This is a genomic window from Copranaerobaculum intestinale, assembly GCF_009831105.1.
GTDB lineage: Bacteria > Bacillota_I > Bacilli_A > Erysipelotrichales > Erysipelotrichaceae > Copranaerobaculum > Copranaerobaculum intestinale.
This window is the reverse complement of sequence record NZ_WUUQ01000002.1, coordinates 170,304-191,930: the sequence shown is the minus strand read 5'-3', so window position 1 is coordinate 191,930 and position 21,627 is coordinate 170,304. Positions and strand designations below refer to the sequence as shown.

Genomic DNA, 21,627 nt, shown 5'->3' with positions numbered 1-21,627 from the left:
CTTATTTTCAAGACTTCCCGGTACGTATGATTATTAGCTCAGCGTTCATGAGCTATCCACTTACTAGCTTCATTTAACAAAATAGGTGAAAAGGCAAGAGAGAATACAATGCCCCAACTGAACACATCGAGCGACACTGTTTTCAAAAGCATCTGGAAAAACGGCAAACTCGCTACCATTACCTGCAGAGCAATTCCAAAGAATACGGTTAATATCAACCATTTATTTTTAAAGATGCCGACCTGAAACAGTGAATGGGTACGGCTGGTAAGATTCATTGCGTGAAACAGCTGTGAAATGGATAAAACCATAAAGGCCATGGTTCTTGCTTTTTCCGGACTGCTGTTGAGTCCATACCGGAAGGCGACCATCGTTATTGTACCGATCAGCATACCGTTAAGAATCGTAAACACCCAACCTCCATGTGCGAATAAGCTCTCTTTCGCATTGCGCGGTTTTTCTTCCATAATATAACGATCCTTTGGATCAACCCCAAGGGCCAGGGCCGGAAAAGCGTCGGTTACCATATTCACCCAAAGAATCTGCACTGCGCTAAGGGTGGAAACTACATGAGGCATCAGCACCATGGTCAAAAACAATGACATGATCTCGCCCAGATTGCAGCTTAATAAATAGAGTACAGCTTTTTGTATGTTCAGATAGATATTTCTTCCTTCTTCTACCGCCTTGACGATCGTCGCAAAATTATCATCCGCGAGAATCATATCGCTCGCCTGCTTACATACATCAGTTCCGCTTTTTCCCATCGCAATGCCGATATCAGCATTTTTTAAAGACGGCGCGTCATTAACGCCATCACCGGACATTGCGACAACCTGTTCATTCGCTTTCAGCGCACGGACGATGCGCACTTTATGCTGGGGTGTGACCCGCGCAAACACATGGTAGCGGGAAATGACATCGCCGAGCTCTTGATCATTCATCGCATCCAGATCGGCACCGGTGCATACTTCCTGCTGATATTTCGCAATATCTAGCTGCCGGGCAATCGCAAGCGCTGTCAATGGATGATCGCCTGTGATCATAACAACTTCAATGCCGGCTTTATGAGCGATGGCAATACTCTCTTTTACTTCTTCACGCGGCGGATCGATCAAACCTACCAAGCCCAGCAAGATCAATCCGCTTTCCAAATTGTCAGACATCGGATTGCGTACCGGCTTTTTGGCAATCGCAAGCACCCGCAGCGCCTGTTCACTCATTTGTCGGCTGGCTTCCATGATCCGACTTTTTTCATAAGCAGAGAATGCAAGCTTTTCTCCGTGCAGCTGAATGTGTGTGCAGCGATCCAAGATACGCTCTAATGCTCCTTTGGTAAATGATACATACCCATTTCGATATTTATGCACCGTAGTCATTAGTTTGCGCTGTGAATCAAAAGGAATTTCATTCACTCGCACATAATCCAATTCCAAAGTATGCTTATGAATGCCCTGCTGCTCCACAAAAGCAACCAGTGCCTTTTCCGTTGGTTCTCCGATGATTTCCTGTTCCTGTACCTTGGCATCGTTACAAAGACTCATACCAAACAGCATATCCTCGTCAAAGCTTCCATTCATTTCACCATTGGCATAGGTACTGACCACATGCATTTTATTCTGCGTAAGGGTACCAGTTTTATCGGAGCAGATCACACTGACAGAGCCGAGCGTTTCCACCGCATGCAGCTTACGGACGATCGCATGATTCTTTGACATAACTTGTACTCCAAGCGCCAGCACGATCGTAACCACAGCCGGTAAACCTTCCGGAATTGCCGCCACGGCAAGTGAAATAGACAGCAGCAGCATATCGAAGATATCTCTTCCCTGCAAAAGTGATACCACAAACATGATCATACAGATTGCAACTGATCCGATACCCAAAATTTTTGATAATTGCGCCAGTCGCTGCTGAAGCGGAGTTTTATCCTCCTTGGTATCGTCCAACAGCTTGGCAATTTTACCAACTTCACTTTTCATTCCGGTCGCAACAACTACTCCACGGCCTTTTCCATATGTAACAAAGGTAGACATAAAAGCCATATTACGCTGATCAGCAATACCTGTATCCGTATCCAGCAGCAGTGTTGCATCCTTATCAACCGGCTCACTTTCCCCTGTCAGCGTGGATTCCTCAATCTTCAATGAATGAGAACTGATCAGACGTAAATCAGCAGGTATATAACATCCTACCTCCAAATCTACAATATCACCGATCACCAGCTGTGATGAATCTATTTCACGGATAAATCCTTCACGAATGACATGTGCTTTCGGTGTGGATAATTTCTCTAAGGCTTCAATCGCTTTTTCCGCTTTGAATTCCTGTGCTACGCCAATCATCGCATTCATGATGATAACCACGAGAATAATGGAAGCATCAATCACCTCTTTTAAGAAAAAAGAAACAACCGCGCCAATAATTAAAATGATAACCATTGGATCTTGAAACTGTTCCAACAGCATCTGCGGCAGCGTTATCTTCTTTTCTTTGCGTAATTCATTGCGTCCATACTGCTTAAGCCGTTCCTCGGCCTCATGGGTACTGAGTCCGCGATCGCCGTCGACCTTGTATTCCTCCAGAACCGCCTTTATATTTTTTTGATAAACCATACATATCCCTCCTGCTTATTCAAATGTATGTGGCAGGAGATTGGTTATGATCGTTTCGACAAAAACATATAAAAAAACCGGTTTACCCGGTTTAATTCATTTTCTGTTTGATACAGCCTGCTTTGCTTTCTTTCCCCATACCCTGTATCCGTTTCTCCAGCTCGGCCAGAAAATCCGGATCATCTGTAATGCTATGGCGAACAAACAGCTGCATATAAATTCTTGTCAGCTCTGAATCATTTTTATGTATTTTATACAAGGTATCTGCGGCAGGCTTTCGCAGTTCAGCCCGAGCTTCTGCCGAAAGACCGCAAAGCGTTTGATATGAATCCGTTGCTTCAAATGATTCCTGCGTTGTTATACACGCAATACGCAAAGCTTGCAGAGTACGTGTAAACCGCTGAAATCCTTCCGGATAAAGTATCTCGCCATGAATCAGAACTGCCGATGGGGATTCTTTTTCACAAAGCTTTAAGACTCTTGAACAAAGAGTTTCACTTTTTCTCCCCGGCTTGAAAAAACCACTGTCAAGATAATAGAGAAACATAAGAATCAACGTGTTCTAAAGAAAGTAGGAATACCGCCCTCATCTTCATCCTCATCCACTTTTGATTCTTCAAAATGAGAAATTGGTTCTTCCTCAATCGGCTGCGGTTTCACAAATGTGCTGCTGCGCGCTCCCGGAGCCTTAGGTACAGCTTTCACAACACTTTCCTTCGGCTGATCGAATCCCGTTGCGATAACTGTAACAATAATAGAGTCGCCTAGCTTTTCATTGATGGCAACACCGAAGATCGCATCAATATCATTGCCGGCTGCTTCACGTACCAATGCCATAGCATCCTCCGCATCGAACAGCGTAATACTTTCACCGCCGGTAATATTGACAATGGCATTCTTTGCCCCGGAAATCTGTGCTTCCAAAAGCGGTGACTGAATTGCTTTTTCAGCTGCGGCACGAGCTTTATCTTCACCCTCAGCCATACCGATTCCGATCAATGCACTGCCTTGACCCTCCATAATTGCCTTAACATCAGCGAAATCAAGGTTGATCAACGCTGGTACGGCGATCAAATCCGTGATCGTCTGAACTCCCTGACGAAGGATGTTATCAGCTGCCTGGAACGCTTCTACAAGCGGCTTGCGGCCAATTACTTCTATCAGGTTATTGTTGGATACAATGATCAAGGAATCCACATATTCACGCAGTTCTGCCAACCCGGCTTCAGCTGCCAGCAATCTTTTCTTTCCTTCAAAAGTGAACGGCTTTGTGACAATACCTACCGTCAGTGCACCCTCTTCCTTAGCTATTTTCGCAAACAATGGCGCTGCACCAGTTCCGGTTCCTCCGCCTAATCCAGCAGTGATAAAGACCATATCACTGCCCTTGATCGCATCACGAATCTCAGTTTCATTTTCCTGAGCTGCCCGGCGTCCGATTTCTGGATTTGCCCCTGCGCCCAAACCTCGGGTTACCTCACGTCCCAGAACCAGTTTATTCGTACAAGCCGAAATATTCAAGGCCTGTAAATCAGTATTGCATACATAAAATTCAACTCCGTGAACCCCTTCGGAAATCATACGGTTCACTGCATTACAGCCACCGCCGCCGACACCAAATACCTTGATATTGGCTACCTGTTCAAATTGTAAGTCGCTCATCGTTCTTCCTCGCTCTCTATTTCTCTTTTTCACTTAATAGAATATTCTTTAACTTTTTCGTAAAGCTGCTTTCATCATGTGTGCTCTTATGAGCAGCCGAAACCATGACCGTTTCCATTTCTCGTAAATCACAGCTAACCCGCTCATCCTTGCGAATTGTGTTGATTTCACGCCAGCTGTAAAACAATCCCAGACATGTAACCAAAGCACAATCTCGAGCCCCGATCGTTTGCGGAACATAAATCTGAGCCGGCGCGTTCAGCTTTGTCTTTAATACTTCCAAAGGCTGAATTTCTGCACCCTCTCCGGTAATCATATAATGTACATTTCCGCTTTCCACAATCGGCTGGCAGGAAATATTCAATGTTTCGATCCACTTTTCCATGCTTTCATGAACCGCTTCATAAAGCTGACGCTCCGTCAGCTGCTTCTGCTCTCCATGCTCATTCCAGATATAGACCAACCGATCGCTGATCGCGTCGCTGTTCATCGCAAAACCATTTTGAAGCAGCCGATAGCCGATATCAACCGGCAAACCATATGTATCCTTCAGCCGTGAGCACCATTCCCCGTATCCGGTTTCAAGAAGCTCACAACTCACTAGTTTACCATGCGTAAATAAAGAAAGTGTCGTATTTTGTCTTCCTAAATCTACTAATACTACATATTTATCAACTGTTTGTTCAAACACAGCGGCTTCCTGTGCCTGTGCGTAAGCATCCAGACAAATATCGAGAATTTCAAGACCAGCTTTTTCAATACAGCTGGCATAACTGTAAACTATTTCTTTATCCGCATATAACAGATCGACGTTCAGAGTTAACACATCACAGATTTCCTGAAGCGGCATCTTACGTGAGGTAATTCCATTCGTAATGTACTTAATACATCCTACATTTACCAATTCTTTATCCGTTTCCGGTCGATACACGATCGCATCGTTGATTCCCTTTTGAATATGCTGCAAACGAACCCGATGAGAGCCGTCCTCAACGAACACATTGATTCGTTTATTATGACGAGCCACATTCACTGATGGTATCGCCAATAACACCCGATTGATCCGATAACCGAGAGTTTTGGACGCATTGGTTGTCGCCTTGATAATAGCGGCAATCACGTTTTGTTCATTAACGATAACTCGATTGCTTACTCCGGTTGTTTTAACTCGTTCTACACAGAGCACGTTGAATCGAGTTTCAAAGAACTCGCCGACAATCAAACGGACTTCATGATCAGCAATTTCAAGTGCAGCATAAATCTGCTTTATTTGCATAAGGATGAACCCCCTTACATGAATCATTCATTCTATAATATCATATCATAATTTGCCCTTATTAAAAATACTAAAATCTTATTTTACACCAAAAATAAATATGGCATTACATTTCCAAAAATAGGATGCTTACATCAAAAAAAACGAGAATCCCAACTTTGGTTTTCCCGTTTCTTTCTTTTCCGTTTACATTATAAGGATTCCTTATCTTCATTTCGATAATTCAAACGCCGCTGGGTCATCAGATATGCCACGTTTTTCTTATTGCGCAGATAGGTGTAAATGAGCGCAGCAAGCAACACTGCACTGCTGCCCAGCCCTGTATAGATCAGCCAGCTATTACCGCTGTTCGCTCTTTCTTTTTCATAGTCATGTGCGGTAATCGGCGCTGCACCACTGTATAACTGAAGAGTTTCCTCCGTTTTTTCATACTGATAATACTTTACATTGCCTTTGGTATCCATTACATAAATCAAATAATAATTTTGAAAATTCTTATCTTTGAATGTCCATCCCTTTAACTTTTGATTATCAATTGTAATCGTTGTAAATTTCATGCCGTTCTTTTTCTGTAAAACATCCGGCACATCAATCATAACCAAAGATTTACCCAGCAGTTGAATCGGTTTATAAATGGATGTGACCTGTTGGTTTTCAACCATATAGAAATTTTTAACCATATCCTTATCAGCCAGATAGATCAGATAAATTTTTGAAGCGGCATTGTACCATCCATCACGCTCTTTGCCCGAAACCTTTACTTTGGTCTTTTCAAACCCTGAGGGTGGGGTTACCTCATCAAGATTGGTTAGTATTCCAAGTTTTTGCCCGTTGTATTTGATAAATTCTTTTGGTTTTTCCTCGACCGTGACATGAATTGTATAGGTGCGAGTACTGCCATTCTCAGCGGTCACGGTTATATTGATATCCGTTTTGCCGGCCTTCAGATCATGCTTGCCGATACCTGAAACCGCTGCCTTGGCATCCTTTGCTTTTGCATTTACGTCGATTGACGCTATGTCATTTGTCAGATTAAGGTTATAGGAAGTGATATTCTCATCAAATTCTGGTGAAAGCTTTCCTTTGCTTACCGTCAAGGATGAAAGCATAGATTCGCTGCTTTTATCATCCTGATCGTCTTTAACAGGAGGGGTCGCAGGATTGTTATTTCCGCTTCCGCTGTTATTATTGTTACTGCTGTTATTGTTTCCGTTGCCGCCGCTATTACCGCCACTATTAGAAACAATTGAAATGGTAGTGCCTCCGATGTACACTGTTCCGGCCTCGGTGGGGGGATTCGTACCGGTATTCACTGCATCTACTATAGACATGCTGATAGACGCGCTTCCTGAAGCACCAGCTTTTGCGGTAGCCTGCACCGTCTTCCCGCGATCACACCAGTCATTTGCACTGACCAGTGTCGCATTTGATACGTTGACAATTACTTTTCCTTCATAAGATCCACACGATGCAGTAGCCGAGAAAGTACCATAAGGAGCAACATTTGCCGAACGAATGGAAGTAGTACTGACTAGCAAAAACGATAAAATCATGAAAATGAAAAGTTTTCTTTTATATGTTATTTTCAATGTTATTCTCCTTATTCTGTAATATGCGAAATCCCCAAAATATGATTTTTGATCAATACATAATCCATAGTCGAAATTTTGCCGTCTTTATTTACATCCGCAGCAATTGCTGCTTTTCCAGTTAAGTTACCGAGTTGCAAGATATGATTTTTTACTAAAACATAATCCATAGTCGAAATTTTTCCATCATTATTTACATCTCCCAACTTATAATTCGGATCAGGAGTGGGCTCGGGATCGGTATTCGGGATATTTCCGTTGTTATATATCACATCTACATATTCAGCGGATACATAGCCATAATCACGATCAAAATCATAATTGCCTATTCCCTGCACCGCACTGCGATCGCTTGTCAGTACCGCATCACTTTGAATTTTATACCATGTTGTGTTGCCATTGACTGCCTGTCCGGACACTTTTCCTAAAATAACCACCGGCTGTCCGCCCCATGGGGAAGTCTGATACAGCGCCTTGGAAGAAGTTGTCGCTTCTTTTCTGACATTCAAGCTCCAACCGTTAACGATACCAATCGTATATTTCCCATAGTCAATATTTTTCTCACCGTTGTCAAATTCAATATCATACATAATTGAAGCATATTTTTCACCGAGATTCGGATCGGATGCATATTTAAAGTTGATCCCGCCGTTTTTATTACCGAACTGAGGCCCAAAATAGCGAGAGTCCTTGGGATTCAGATACCCATCGGAAAGATAAGTTTTCGCATGGGCGGCAATCCCATCTTCGATCGTTGCATAATTAGCGGCATTATCCGGATCGCTGTCGTAGGCCATATGCCCAAAGAGATTATTGCGGTTAACCGCATAGCTGCTGGTTCCCCATGCGCTTTCGATCGCTCCTCCGCTCAGCATCATAGCCGCATTTACCCCGTATTTGTTCTGCTGGTTTATAAACAGACTGCCGGTATTCATCAGTTTCGATGCCGCATTATTATGAGTTTCGGTTATGACCAGCTGATTGAGCTGCCCTGCCGTAAAGTTTGTTTTGGTGCGAAACGGCAGATACTGGAAGTAATTATAATACGGACTATCAGCATTGACCGCATGGGTACTGACCCCATTTTTATAATCATTGATCATCAGACTGTAATCGGTATAAAAATAAATACCGTCATAACTGTAATAATACGTACCTCGTTTTAAATAAGAAGGAGCCTTTCCGACAACGATACCGCCGCTGTAACTTTGTCCCTTCGTACTATCTGCTTGAAAAGAAACATAATGACACAAATATCCTGTCGCGTCATAAATCTTATAATAACTGTTATACGAATTATTAAAATCACGGATGACCACATCGTTAATACTGACCCATGCAGTAACTCCGGACATTTTGAATTTCACCATACTGCCGTCAGCATTGGTACCGAGATATGCACCGTCAGATGCTGAATTGCCGTTCAAATAACCCTGTACTCCGCTCTTATCCGCATTTTGATAATACGTTGTAGTCGAGGTATTGGCTTTTGTCTTAAAATCCACAGTGCCATACTGCACATCACGCAGCAAACCATTCCCTTCAATCGTAACATCACCTGTAGAACGCATACGGCTACGAAGATTCTTCATCTGCTTTGCTTCTTCAAAACTGTCATAGGTTCCAATGACCTGTTTATAGTTGCCAATCGTACTGACAACTTCATATGTATCGGTATTTTCATACTGCTTTTTCAGCTCTTCGCTTATATCATTTTCTTTCGGTTCAATGAAAGACACATTACCGTGCTCATCCACATCAATGATCGTTCCCTCACCTGTTACTGAATCTTCGGCATGCAGGGGATACGCAAAACTGCTCAGTAAGGCTGCACCAAGAAAAAGAACTGTACCCATTTTCCAAATCTTTGTCATTTTGTACCCTCCTTTGCTTTATGCCCCACTTTCTCAACATAATTATATTATAAAATATTACAATCCGCAATGTGTTCCTTTTTAAGTATCTTTTTGTAAGAAACTTCTTGCTTTTTAAGAGGAGAAATGATATGCTTAGTAAGCAATTATGGAAAGCACCTACGGAAGGAGGGCTCGGTATGTCAAAAGTTTGTGCAATTACAGGTAAAGGACCGTTGTCCGGAAATAAGCGTTCTCACTCCATGCGCGCTTCTCGTCGTAAATGGAATGTTAACTTACAGAAAGTAAAAGTTGTTGTTGATGGTAAACCTCAGACACTTCGCATTTCTGCTCGTGCTTTAAAAACATTAAAAGCAAAAAACGCTATCTAAAGCAGATCGAAGGGTCTGTTTTTTTCATATTAGCAGTTTTCATTATGTATATGAGATAAATGTATGAATGGATGAAAGAGTTATCATGAGAAAAAGCCATGATGTTTAAATCAAACATCAGCGTAAAAAGAGAAACTATTAAAAATATTGCAAGAAGTGCAGTTCTCACCTTCTAGCAGGAATGCACATCCTCGAGAATTTCATGTCATTGAAAATAAAGAAACCTTACAAAACTCGGGAATTGCAACATATCAAATCATCCTACCTGCGCATATGGTGGTTTTAAATATCCTCGCGGGGATTATCCGAATAAGTTATTACATGTTTGAAGAATAGAAAACAGAAAAAGGACATAAAGAAATTCAGTAGTATACGATTCATAAAAGCCCCAATCAACAACATGTTGAATTGGAGCTTTTTTCAAATGATTAATAAGAAAAACTGATAATCATCTCTTTAAGATATTGATCAGCCATATTTTTAATTTTCATTTTGTTCGATTTTATCAAGAAGTGTTTTCACAATCGCTACGGGAAAATCAGACTCCGGATCATCCAACAAAGATCGCAGAAAGGCATGAGCATTTTTACTCTGCGGAAGCATGTAGCCGGCTTCCCGAAACAAATCCTCACTCATTAAACGATTTGAAGTTTTCAGTGCTGTCGCAAACTGAGATAAGATCGGATCCTTAGAAGTATGGGCAATATATCCTGCGACTGCTTCCTGTTTTACCGTACTTTCAATCAAAGCATTGAGTGTATTTTCAACTGCTTCTGATTTTTTTTGCTGAGCAGGATATTTTTCCGGTACCATGGAAATTGCATGAGAGGGGCATGCCTTTGCACACAAACCACAGCCGATGCATTTACTCCAATCAATCTGACCGTTCTCTGTATCACTGGCACCCGTAGGACACACATAAAGACATAAGCAATCCTTCGTACATAATCGTATCGTTCTTACCGCAAACATGGCTTTCAACCCCTTTCCACTTCTACCAGCTTAAAGCTGGGAACTTTACAGACAGGACATACCTCAGGCGGTGTATCTCCAACATAAATAAAACCGCAGATTTCACAAACATACACTTTGGTATCCTTAATCAGATTTTGCTGTTCTGTTTCATATCGTTTCAATAATGATTCTTGGATCCGTTTTACTTTTTCACTCCATACCAGAATACGCTTTGCCCCTCGATCATAGGCGTCATCCGCAGCTTGTTTAGCAGCCGGATAAAGTTCCTTTAAATCCTGTTCGACCTGATTTAAAAGATCCTGTACATTGCCTTCCTTTGGCACTGCTTTCGTCTCAAAATAAGCAGCCAGCTGGTTGTATAAAGCTGCTTCTTCAGCAAGATACTGTTTTTCACAGCCTTTTGCCAGATTGGAACACAAAGCACTCAATGCCAACTGATTCCACGATGCATCAAAAGATGTCAAAGGTTCATCCTTAACTGCCGCAGGTGCTTCCTCTTCCGCTTTTTCAAATACATCTTTCGGTGCGCCGCAAATCGGACAGACCCAATCGGAAGGCAGAGCATCCCAAGGGGTATTAGGCGGTATTCTGCTTTCTAAGGCGCCTGCGGCTTCATCGTATATGTAACCGCATATTGTACAAACATATTTCATAGCAAAGCCTCCTCCATATATGTAATCGTTTACATATGTTATTTTAACTATATCACTTGTAGGGATACTTGTCCTATGTTATGCAATCAAGTTTTTGGGGAAGGTCAAAATACAAAGCATAAAAAAAGGCTGATTTCAATACAGCCTTTAAAAGTAATGTAATACTTACAGTCAATGCCCTCTTCAAGCTATGCTTTTTGATAAACACAGTTTCCCTGTACGTAGGTCGCCAGCAATTCATCCTTCTGATTCAGAATGATAAAATCCGCATCCTTATTTTCCAGAATACTGCCTTTATGATCCGCTATTCCCAATAAAGAAGCAGGATTTAGTGACGTCATCATCAGAATATCTTCAATCGGCAGTTTCATCTTATTTTTCAGGTTCTGGAAACCGTACAGTACATCATGAGCACTGCCCATGATCGTCCCCTCCTCATCCAGGATCAACCCATTATCCTGAATGGTTACCTGCATGCCATCAGAAGTATAGGTTCCTTTTGGCAGACCGGATACTTCTGTGGAATCGGAAATCATGATAAATTTGCGGCATCCATCCTTTTTTACCCGAAACATAATATCCAGCATCCTTGGGTCAACATGGTGAAAATCACAGATCGCCTCACAATAAAGATCATCATTTAACAGTGCAGCGCCAAGTGCTCCGACATTTCTGCGGTCAATCTGACACATGCCGTTTCCTGTATGAGTCGATGCTGACAAACCCTGCTGAATCCCACGCTCATATTCTTCATACGATGCAGTCGTATGAGCACCGGCCGTCTTTACACCCTGTTCCTTCAGGTATTGAATCAGTTTACCGTCAGGATCCAGTTCCGGTGCCAATGCCATATAAACGATATGATGGCGGCTTGCTTCCAAATATGCAGATGCCTTTTGAATATCTGCCGGCAGCAGCTGATACGGTTGAAATGCACCTCTGCGTTCAGGATTCAAAAAAGGGCCTTCCATGTGTATCCCCAACATTTGAGCACCGATTGGATGATCAAAATCCTGTTCTTCAATACAATCTGCCAGCTGTTTCAGATTATCATACTCCTGTTCAAAATGAGCCCCGGCAGTTGGCAAGAAGCCAGTAACACCCGCCTTCGTCATAGATTTTTTTAAAGCGATCAGCTCCTGCTTATCCACCGCCTGCGCATGATGACCGTCATAGCCATGTGTATGAATATCGATAAAGCCGGGCAGGATCAAGCAACCACGATAGTCGAGTACTGCTTCCTGCTTGGGTAGTTTATCGAAAAAGCGGATAAAATGTCCGTTTTCAATTTCCATATAACCGCTGTATTTTCCTTTTTCTGTGTAAATTGCATCACTCTGAATAATCATATAGCACCCTCCTTTTCAAAAATTATCGGCACTTCTTCACAAAAACGCGGATTCGATGGCAATTCATCATTCGCTTGATAAACAGATTGTCCTTCTACATAGGTTTCAAGGACGTCATACGCTTCATCAACGATTACCAAATCAGCATCCTTTCCCTCCAAAATTGAACCCTTATGATCATCGATTTTAAGCAGCCGTGCCGCGTTCAGCGAACTCATTTTCAAAATATCCGTCAATGGGATATGGAATTCTTCAGCCAGATTTCTGATCCCGTATAAAATATTACGGCAGCTTCCGGCAATCGTCCCGTCATCCAGCAGCATGCGGCCGTCCTTTGTAACCCTGGTTCGCTGATTGCCGACCAGATAATAGCCGGGCTCGATCCCGCTGACCGTATCCGAATCGGAAATCATAATAAATCGTTCATAATTCTGTTTAATCCGGAACATGATTTCCAGCATTTCTTTGGAAAGATGAACCAGATCACAGTTGATCTCACAATACATGTCCGGATCAGCCAACGCACCGCCCAAAAGTCCAATCTCACGGCGATCCATCTGATTCATCGCATTACCGGTATGGATGCTTACCCTCATACCATTTGCTTTTGCATCTGAAAACTGTTCATAATCCGCTGTCGTATGACCGCCTCCGGCTATGATATGGTGTTCATCCAACCATTTTATAACTTTCTGTGCGTGCGGCAGTTCCGGAGCCAAGGTTACATAGCGCAGATATCCCTTAGAAGCGTTCAGACAATCCTCAAATTCTTTGATACTTGGTTCTTTCAGCTCAGTTAGAGGTGTCGCGTTATGTCGGCTGGGATGAAAATACGGGCCTTCCATATGAATACCCAGCATGCGCGCTCCCTGCTTTTGTACTGCGATCGCATTGGATACTGCTTCGATCATTTCTATCTGATGTTCCTTCCACCCGCATACTGTCGGCAGAAAACTCGTTACCCCGATCGAGGGCATTACCCGGGCAAATCCTAAGCATTCCTCAAAGTGCAGGGTTCGCGCCGCAAAGGATCGGTACCCATGCGTGTGCAAATCAATGATGCCCGGCAAAATACGGTGATAGCCATAATCAATGATCGAACCTTCAGGAAGCTCACCGCGTTTGTCTAAGATTCGATCAATTTGCTTATCCTTTAAAACAAGATAACCGTCTACAATGCCGGATTCCGTATAAATTGCATGACTCTTTATGATTTGCATAAAATTCCTCCTTCCTATCATAATACATCCTCTCCTTGCGGAGAGGAAGCATTTATAAAATACCGACTAAGGTTCCAAGCAGTCCAAAAGCAAATACACCGATGATGATATAATTTACTTTAACCCCTTTACGGATCAGCCAGAATACGAAGAAGGTCAAAGACAATGGCAGAATATTCGGTACGATTTGATCAAAAATATCCTGTAATACAAATTTCATACTGCCGATTTTCGTCGTAAAACCGACCTGGAAAACAACCATCGTAGAAATCATAGCACCGACCGTAGTAAGACCGATCACCGTTGCCAGCTTTGTCATATGAGATATCAATCCGTTCTCATAGGAGCTCTGGATAAATTTAGAACCCAGTGAATAACCAAGCACTGAACAATAATAACGAATCAATAAATGCGGAACATTAAAGATCAATAGAAATAAGATCGGTCCCAAAATATTTCCCTGCTGGGATAATGAAATACCGACACCGGCGGCGATTACGCGGAAGGTACCCCAGAAGAAGGAATCACCAATTCCGGACAACGGCCCCATCAGCGATACCTTGACGGCATTGATCATGGATGGATCAATGCTTTTATTTTCCGCATATTCTTTTTCCATCGATGCGGATAATCCTAGTAAGAATGTCACGATATAAGGCGTAATATTGAAGAAAGCCGTATGACGTTTTAGCGCTTCTACCTGCTCCTCCTTGGTTGGATAGAATTTTTTAATGACCGGGAACATCGCCCAGGCAAATCCCAACGCCTGCATTTTTTCAAAGTTGAAGGAAGCCTCCAGCATGAAAGAACGCAAGAAGAGGGTACGGGTCAGCTTTTTTTCATCTGTACTCAAACTCATTTTATTCATTGAAGAAGTCCTCCTCAGCACTTACCGGTGCTTGATTAACAGCTTTTGTACTCTTCATATTCATATCAGTCAAAATCATAACGATGCCGATCGTAAGTGCGATCCCGGCAATGGCGATAATCGGCAGTTCCAAATAGGTAGCCAGGATGAACCCAAAGAATACAAAGATGCAGAGCTGTTTATTCCAAAGCATATTCATAAGCAATGCAAATCCGACTGCCGGCAGCATTTGTGATGCGACATCCAATCCGGTCATAACGATCTCCGGGATGGAATCAACCAAATTTTTCATTGCCCCAGCCCCAAACTGCAGGGAACAAAATGCCAAAATTCCATAGATAGCTACTTCTAATAACTGATGTCCGAAATGAAGCATTGTGATTTTATTAAATTCGCCGCGCTCTGCATACACTTCAACGCGGTCCATCGTTGTGGAACGGAAGAAATAAATTAAATAGGTGATCATCTGCATCAGAATACCGATCGGAACGGATAATGCCAAGGCGACTTGAACCCCTTTGCTCATGCTGATGGCAAAGGCCGTCCCCAATACCGAACCCATGTTGGCATCGGACGGAGTTGATCCGCCAATCGAAACAACGCCCAGAAAAATCAATTCCAAGGCAGCACCCATGATAATACCCTGATGCAGATCGCCTAGGATAAGTCCTACAATAGGAGCCAAAACCAATGGACGATTCAGCATCAATCCCATCGTGTTGAATGTAAATTGTGCGATTGCGGCCGTTAGCGCAATCAGTAAAGCCTGATATAATTCCATAACGTAACCTCCTCTTTCTTTTCCCTAATTTTCATACATGCTCTGCTGTTTCTTATGAAAGATCATGTACTTTTAAGAAATCCATCTTGCCTGATGCTTTCCTCCTCTTTATGAGGATTTTTCTGTATCTGCTTCATGATAATGGCTTAACGCATCCTTTACATCCGTTTTTCCATTGGTCGGAATCATCTGGATCTCAAAAGGAATTTGATATTGAAGCAGTTCTTTCAATGCCGCTATATCCGTTTGATCGACATATACTTCGGGCGTCAGCTTTTGGCGGTCCCCTTTATCGACCCGACCGCTGTTGCCGATATTCAGCTTTTGAACAACATTTGGATTGTGCAAGCCTTTCATGACCCTTGCGGCATCTTCAGGATCTTTTACGACCACCATAACGCCCATCCCCTCAATCCGGGGATCATTCAGGAAATGCACCGCATCATCAACCTTCTTGATCAGCAGCTTGATGTGCTCCGGTACGACCATTTTCATTGCCATAGATTGGATCGGATCATCGGGTAAAGCATCGTTGGCGACGACAATTCCCTTGATATCCAACTGTTTTGACCAGATAAAGACAACCTGACCATGCAGCAGACGATCATCAATTCTCAACATTTTGATCATAATATCCCTCCTTTCTTTTACATGAGATCATTGGTATAAAGCATATACTTTTTTGCTTCGCTCAAAGAATTGCGAATCAGCTGGGCAAGCGGTTCTTCATCTTTTGCGGTACAAATCGTAATGGCCATTCCTAAATTTGCCCCGGTGACCACATGGATTTTTTCACAGGTACACAGATGCATGAGCGCATTTGCGACACTGCCGCCAAACAGATCACACAGAATGATAAATTCATCCTCGGGATTCTCAGCTGCCCACCTTTCTACCTGCTGTTTCAGTTCGTCCGGATGATGCCCCGGCATTAACATCAGCAGCTGTATCCGCTCATCCTTGCCAACTATCATCTCCAATGTGTTTTTCATCCCCTTGGCCATTTCACCATGTGATGCCAGAATAATTCTTCGCATTATTTCTCCTCCCATTCTTCGTTCTGGATGTAGTCGTATAAATAAGATATCTCACTGATCGGTATCTCGACACTGTAATTTTTCAGCATTTTCTCAAAACTGATATGGACATTGCGGATAAAATCCGGATGTGCTTTTTCAAAAGCATCCATATCATCTGAAAGAATTGCGGTTTTGGTAACCAGCCGCTCAATTAGAAAACAGGTATGCATGTAGATGCCGATAATGGTTTTGCTTTGAAACTTGCGATCCATCAACAGCTGAAGCTGAGTGATCGCTTCTGATACCTGATCAAGCAGTTTGCCGGGATTGAGAATCGTTAGATTCTCCATGATGCTCTGCAATGAAAAATTCTTCAGCAGCTGTTTATTAAAGCTTTCAATCTCAGCGTCATTCAAGTACTGCGAGAGTATTTGATTCACCTGCGCAATGGATTTAAAGCTGATCAGTTCTTCCAAAGACAAGCTCTGAATGCCGTCCAGCTTCAGCATGTGGGGCTTGATCAACAAAATGACTTCATATTTATCAAACAGCACATCCTGGATTCCCATCTTCTGAAGGCGGTCATAATCGTATTCGATAAACTTCAGATTAATGATTTTCGGAAGACTGCTCTTGAACAGCTCCACCAGCTTTGAAGAAACCTTCATTCCTACATCATTGGTAAAGACGATTGCTTTTTCTTTACCGCTCTTGGATAAAATTTGATAATGACATTCAAACCCGCGGCATGCATTCTGGAGAATATCCTCCAATTCCTGATGGCGCTGAATCCGATTTCCGATATCCAGGGCCAGGCCGGTTGATATGTTGTTGATGACACCGATATTCATATCGGCTTGCAGACCGGAGGCAATTTCCTCCAATGATCCCATATCAACCATGATGATCAAATTTCGATAATTCGGATGCAGTTCCACAAAGCGGACCAGCTTTTTCTGGATTTGCTTCACATCGGTATCCAAGGGCATGTCAATCGCTTTGAAAACCTGCATTTCCAGCATTTGATTGACTGCATCGGCAATACTTGTGGCCGTGGAATAACCATGTGAGATAATCACCCCGCAGGTATCACGGTTAATGACATCCCGGTTATAGAAATGAATATTGAAGATCAAAAAGATCGTGTTCATCGTCCCCAGCTTCACATCCATGGCGCCGTTAATTTTGCGAATGATCGAAGCAGCCATCGCACTGACATCCGGCAGTTGTTTATCCAGCGTTTCCTGACAGCTGTGAATTGCATCCTTGTGCTGATGTTCCCAAAGCTGCACTTCCGACTGCATCCGATAGATCGCATACACCATCCTTGCTAAAATAAAGCTGCAATTCAAGGGCAGGGTAATTTGAAATTGTTTCTCAACCTCTGATATTAGCTCTTCCAGCTTTGCGGCGATCGTCTTTCTTCCCAAGTCATCATCACGCTGTTCAAAAACGATAAAATCATAATAACAGCGCATCGCATTTAATCCTGAATTCACCCATTCCGGTTCATCAAAGGTGCGCTCCAGGTACATCTGATGAGCTTCCAGAATCTGTTCATACAACTGAAGAATCTGACGCTTTCCATCCTGCATCTTCAACTCATCCACGCCCAGCAGTTCTTCGCTGTCACGACCGCGAAGCGATAATTCCAGGTCACCGAACACCTCCATCGGCAAATGCCGAAGATACATATGAATTTCTTCTTCATTTCCGCTCTGTGCATAGGCATTGGCACACGCAAGCCGCAGATTGGTGTTCATATCATCGATACTGTCATGGAAATGATATCCCATGAATACTTGATACAGCGATTTTGACAGCAGAATTTCCTTTTTCAAGGACTGCGCTTCTTTGATCAGAAATGAGACGATCATATCATTTCGCTCACCCTGAGGGCGCATCGACAACGCAGGTATCTCACAGACGACGGGTATGTTCAGCAGCAGTTCATCATACAGCTGTTCATGCAGATCATGCTCTACCCCTAACACGATTCGCGTCTTTACATTCAATATCGTTTTATCATCATAGATCCTGGTAAAGGTACCCTTGGTAATATAAGCGGTAAGCCGCCGCTGACATTCCATATTCATATTTCCCGCGTCCCCAAGATAAAGCAGTCCTCCGGCAGCTTTTTCAAGTAAGCCGGGAACGATTCGATCCGCATGGCTCGTTCCAAACAGTACTTCTTCATACGGTTCATGAATTGAAGCAATATGATCTTTTACAAAATGAGCATGTGATGACAATATTCTTTGGTTGACACCATATTCATACATGACTTCCGCCAGATAAGCCTTGCCGCTTCCCTTCCTGCCATGAAAAATAATCGGCAGTCCATCGGGCGGATATAGCATTGCAGACTTCATCTGCATCGTACAATAGCTGAGGGTTCCTTCATTTCCGATGACTTTTTGAAAATCTTGAACGCTGTTTTTCCCTTTTTGTAAATAACCATGCAATTCTTCCATATCATAAAATTCAAATTCACCAACGGTTGCGGAATATAATTCCTCTAACCGTTTGGTACTGAAATAATATACGGGACGGGAAGTTACTTTCACTAGCTTTCCTTCCTTGTTCAGTTCATTCAGATACTGACTCGTTAAAGAACGGCTGATGTGCATGGTCTCACTGATATCACTTGTCGTACAGCGATACGGACTCTCGATACTGAATTCCACATCTCGCTCCAGAAACTGAAGCAGCAGTTTTTTTGTGCTGATGACATTCATAAACATTTCCTCCTGATCCGAGGCAGTATTTTGGATGACTACATTATAGAAAAGCGTATGCAAAAAACGGACACTTTTGAAATGTTTCAACACTCACTGCCTCTTATCATAAATTTCAGACACTGCATATAATCTTTTTTTTAATTTTCGACAGTGTCGAAATCTCTGTTGAAGGTATCTTACCATGAATTTTAAAAACATAATTTTACAGTTCCTTCCATTATCGAAAGCATCCAATTCATGAACCGATTTTATTCAATTTACATCAACTATTTTACATAGCAGGCAGCTTTTCATTTACGGTTTCCATTCCCTGAACATTTCACTCGTAACTATGTAAGTCCGGGTATATAATACAAGTAAAGGAGGTGCTCATACATGAACACAAAACAATTTGAACGCATGCGCAAGGATCCCGGTTTCATCGCAGCGCTAGATCAAAGCGGCGGCAGTACCCCAAAAGCTTTGAAAGCTTATGGTATCGAGGAAACAGCCTTTCATAATGATGAAGAGATGTTTGATCTCATTCATCAGATGCGCAGCCGTATCATCACCAGCTGTGCTTTCACCGCACAGCATATACTGGGGGCAATTCTCTTTGAGCGAACCATGAATTCGAAGGTGGAAGGTATGGACACGGCAGACTATCTGTGGGAGAAGAAAGGAATCGTACCTTTCCTGAAGGTGGATAAAGGCTTGGCTGACGAAGCCGATGATGTTCAGCTCATGAAGCCGATGCCGGACTTAGAAGCACTGTTGAAAACCGCAAATGAAAAGCACATCTTCGGTACAAAAATGCGTAGTGTCATCAAGGAAGCAAACCCGATAGGTATTAAAAAGATTGTCGATCAGCAATTTGAAATAGGCTTACAGATTGTAAAAGCCGGTTTGGTTCCGATTCTGGAGCCGGAGGTATCCATCAATAGCAGCACCAAAAAAGCAGCAGAAGCATTGTTGCTGAAGGAAATTCAGGAGCATCTTGTGAAATTGGATGACGATGTGTTGCTCATGTTTAAGTTGACGATTCCAACCGAAACAAACTTATACGCACCAATCATTGATGATCCCCATGTCGTACGGGTTGTCGCATTATCCGGCGGATATACCCGCAAAGAGGCCGATGATCTTCTGATGAAGAATCAGGGTTTGATTGCAAGCTTCTCCCGAGCACTCTTATCAGATTTGTCTGCTCAGCAAACCCAGGAAGAATTTGATAACGCACTGAAACAGGCTATCCTTGAAATTTACAAAGCATCTGTTCATTAAACAAAAAAAGCCAGGCAAGCCCATCTTGTCTGGTTTTTTTCTTGAGCGAACTGCCGCGAATGCCGTTTAGATGATTGAGATAGCTGAAAACAATAAAAAGACGCAAAGAATGCGTCTTAATCATCGCTTTGCATCATCATAACTCGTCCTTCGTGAATTGTTACGATCGCCTGATCCTCAATTTCATTGGATATGGTGTATATATCCTGCATGTCAATCCTTTGATGATCAAGCGGATATGCAACATGCGCTTCACTGATACACGACGGTTCCAAAGCCAAGAAGGAAAGATATTTTCTAGTTTTGAAAATCGTATAGGTTCCGGGATTCAATACCTCCAACTGGTTTTTCTCATTCATCAGCGTAAGCGGATAACGACGCTGCGTCATAAGCCGAAGATTAGCCAGCTCATGGTCTATACGTCCGCCCAGGCATCCATATAACAAAATAGAATCATAGCCAAGTGAAAGCACATGCTTTACTGCGGCTTCACTGTCAGTTTCATTCTTGTGGGTAGGCAATACGACCATCGGGCAGCTTTTTTCAAGCTCTTCCCGCTCTTTTTTTGTAATAGAATCAAAATCACCGATCGCTGCTTGCAGCGAAAATCCCTGATGAAGGGCGATGAAGGCACCCCTGTCGATCCCAAAATAATCACCTTCCAGATCGGGAATCTGCTTGGCCATACCGGCAATTAAGATTGCGCGGCGCATAATAGGGATTGAACTCCAGTCCGGATATCCTGTTTAAAAACATAGCTTCCAGCAACCAATACATCGCAGCCGGCTAAAATCGCCTGCTTGGCAGTATTACGGTTGATACCGCCGTCAATTTCAAGATGAACCGGTAGGTTACGCTGACTGATTTCCTGACGCAGAATTATCACTTTCTCAAGAGTGTGCGCCATAAATGACTGGCCGCCGAAACCGGGTTCCACCGACATGATCAGCACCAGATCCAGCTCTTCAAGAACGGGAAGCAGCGCATCCACCGGGGTATTCGGTTTCAGTGAAACTCCGGCTTTGCCGCCCATTGATCGAATCTTACGGCACAGCTTCACACAGGCATCGATGTTTTCAACCGCTTCCAGATGAAAGGTCACAATATCAGCTCCTGCTTTCATAAAGACTTCCGCAAACATCTGAGGGTCATCTACCATGATATGCACATCCATTACCAGGGGGCTCGCTTTCTTGAAACCCTTCAAAATATCAGGACCAAATGTTAAATTCGGTACAAAATGACCGTCCATGACATCAAAATGCATCCATTTGGCTCCGCTGTGATTCAGCGCATCCAACTGTTCACTCACTTTTGAATAGTCCAAGGACAGGATGGACGGTGAAATAATCAGTTCCTGCATCGTTCTAC

At 42.9% G+C, this 21,627-nt stretch carries 19 protein-coding genes; 2 read left to right on the top strand and 17 right to left on the bottom strand.

The window, feature by feature from the left end; all coding sequences use genetic code 11:
• Positions 1-38 precede the first annotated feature (38 nt).
• From GSF08_RS05760 to GSF08_RS05735, 6 genes are all read right to left on the bottom strand, one after another.
• Positions 39-2,615 carry a calcium-translocating P-type ATPase, PMCA-type gene (locus GSF08_RS05760; RefSeq protein ID WP_160624893.1) on the bottom strand — a complete coding sequence of 859 codons (2,577 nt, stop codon included), beginning with the start codon at positions 2,613-2,615 and terminating at the stop codon, positions 39-41.
• 91 nt (positions 2,616-2,706) lie between these two features.
• Positions 2,707-3,162 carry a hypothetical protein gene (locus GSF08_RS05755; protein ID WP_160624892.1) on the bottom strand — a complete coding sequence of 152 codons (456 nt, stop codon included), beginning with the start codon at positions 3,160-3,162 and terminating at the stop codon, positions 2,707-2,709.
• 5 nt (positions 3,163-3,167) lie between these two features.
• On the bottom strand, positions 3,168-4,277 hold the full coding sequence (gene ftsZ / locus GSF08_RS05750; RefSeq protein ID WP_160624891.1) for a cell division protein FtsZ: 1,110 nt from the start codon (positions 4,275-4,277) through the stop codon (positions 3,168-3,170).
• A gap of 16 nt (positions 4,278-4,293) precedes the next feature.
• Entirely contained in the window at positions 4,294-5,553 is a 1,260-nt protein-coding gene (locus GSF08_RS05745) for a cell division protein FtsA (RefSeq protein WP_160624890.1), read from the bottom strand.
• Between the two features lie 191 nt (positions 5,554-5,744).
• Positions 5,745-7,142, bottom strand: a complete 1,398-nt coding sequence (locus tag GSF08_RS05740) for a cadherin-like beta sandwich domain-containing protein (protein WP_160624889.1) — start codon at positions 7,140-7,142, stop codon at positions 5,745-5,747.
• Positions 7,143-7,153: 11 nt separating this feature from the next.
• Positions 7,154-9,016, bottom strand: a complete 1,863-nt coding sequence (locus tag GSF08_RS05735; protein ID WP_160624888.1) for a glucosaminidase domain-containing protein — start codon at positions 9,014-9,016, stop codon at positions 7,154-7,156.
• 179 nt (positions 9,017-9,195) lie between these two features.
• Between GSF08_RS05735 and rpmB the strand changes: the two genes are divergently transcribed.
• Positions 9,196-9,387 carry a 50S ribosomal protein L28 gene (gene rpmB / locus GSF08_RS05730; RefSeq protein ID WP_160624887.1) on the top strand — a complete coding sequence of 64 codons (192 nt, stop codon included), beginning with the start codon at positions 9,196-9,198 and terminating at the stop codon, positions 9,385-9,387.
• A gap of 480 nt (positions 9,388-9,867) precedes the next feature.
• Here the strand turns inward: rpmB and GSF08_RS05725 are convergent, their stop codons facing one another.
• The 9 genes from GSF08_RS05725 to GSF08_RS05685 all read right to left on the bottom strand — a co-directional run bounded on the left by GSF08_RS05725 (position 9,868) and on the right by GSF08_RS05685 (position 18,990).
• The gene (locus GSF08_RS05725) at positions 9,868-10,359 is read right to left on the bottom strand and encodes a 4Fe-4S binding protein (protein ID WP_160625371.1); all 492 of its coding nucleotides are present in this window, start codon (positions 10,357-10,359) and stop codon (positions 9,868-9,870) included.
• 5 nt (positions 10,360-10,364) lie between these two features.
• Positions 10,365-11,015, bottom strand: a complete 651-nt coding sequence (locus tag GSF08_RS11650; protein WP_160624886.1) for a rubredoxin — start codon at positions 11,013-11,015, stop codon at positions 10,365-10,367.
• Positions 11,016-11,203: 188 nt separating this feature from the next.
• The gene (gene nagA / locus GSF08_RS05715; RefSeq protein WP_160624885.1) at positions 11,204-12,364 is read right to left on the bottom strand and encodes an N-acetylglucosamine-6-phosphate deacetylase; all 1,161 of its coding nucleotides are present in this window, start codon (positions 12,362-12,364) and stop codon (positions 11,204-11,206) included.
• Complete coding sequence (gene nagA / locus GSF08_RS05710; protein WP_160624884.1) at positions 12,361-13,584, bottom strand: N-acetylglucosamine-6-phosphate deacetylase; 1,224 nt, start codon at positions 13,582-13,584, stop codon at positions 12,361-12,363. The genes nagA (GSF08_RS05715) and nagA (GSF08_RS05710) overlap by 4 nt, the downstream gene beginning before the upstream one ends.
• Positions 13,585-13,636: 52 nt before the next feature.
• Positions 13,637-14,452 carry a PTS system mannose/fructose/sorbose family transporter subunit IID gene (locus tag GSF08_RS05705; protein ID WP_160624883.1) on the bottom strand — a complete coding sequence of 272 codons (816 nt, stop codon included), beginning with the start codon at positions 14,450-14,452 and terminating at the stop codon, positions 13,637-13,639.
• The gene (locus tag GSF08_RS05700; protein ID WP_160624882.1) at positions 14,445-15,233 is read right to left on the bottom strand and encodes a PTS mannose/fructose/sorbose/N-acetylgalactosamine transporter subunit IIC; all 789 of its coding nucleotides are present in this window, start codon (positions 15,231-15,233) and stop codon (positions 14,445-14,447) included. Before GSF08_RS05700 ends, GSF08_RS05705 begins: the two co-directional genes overlap by 8 nt.
• 108 nt (positions 15,234-15,341) lie before the next feature.
• Complete coding sequence (locus GSF08_RS05695) at positions 15,342-15,863, bottom strand: PTS sugar transporter subunit IIB (RefSeq protein WP_160624881.1); 522 nt, start codon at positions 15,861-15,863, stop codon at positions 15,342-15,344.
• Between the two features lie 17 nt (positions 15,864-15,880).
• Positions 15,881-16,270, bottom strand: a complete 390-nt coding sequence (locus GSF08_RS05690; protein ID WP_160624880.1) for a PTS sugar transporter subunit IIA — start codon at positions 16,268-16,270, stop codon at positions 15,881-15,883.
• The gene (locus tag GSF08_RS05685; RefSeq protein WP_160624879.1) at positions 16,270-18,990 is read right to left on the bottom strand and encodes a sigma 54-interacting transcriptional regulator; all 2,721 of its coding nucleotides are present in this window, start codon (positions 18,988-18,990) and stop codon (positions 16,270-16,272) included. The genes GSF08_RS05690 and GSF08_RS05685 overlap by 1 nt, the downstream gene beginning before the upstream one ends.
• A gap of 378 nt (positions 18,991-19,368) precedes the next feature.
• Here GSF08_RS05685 and GSF08_RS05680 point away from each other — a divergent pair, with 378 nt between their 5' ends.
• The gene (locus tag GSF08_RS05680; RefSeq protein ID WP_160624878.1) at positions 19,369-20,256 is read left to right on the top strand and encodes a fructose bisphosphate aldolase; all 888 of its coding nucleotides are present in this window, start codon (positions 19,369-19,371) and stop codon (positions 20,254-20,256) included.
• Between the two features lie 116 nt (positions 20,257-20,372).
• Here GSF08_RS05680 and GSF08_RS05675 read toward each other — a convergent pair whose 3' ends face one another.
• Entirely contained in the window at positions 20,373-20,969 is a 597-nt protein-coding gene (locus GSF08_RS05675; protein WP_160624877.1) for a thiamine diphosphokinase, read from the bottom strand.
• A complete protein-coding gene (gene rpe, locus GSF08_RS05670) occupies positions 20,951-21,619 on the bottom strand; it encodes a ribulose-phosphate 3-epimerase (protein ID WP_160624876.1) in 669 nt (222 codons plus the stop codon). Before rpe ends, GSF08_RS05675 begins: the two co-directional genes overlap by 19 nt.
• Between the last annotated feature and the right edge of the window lie 8 nt (positions 21,620-21,627).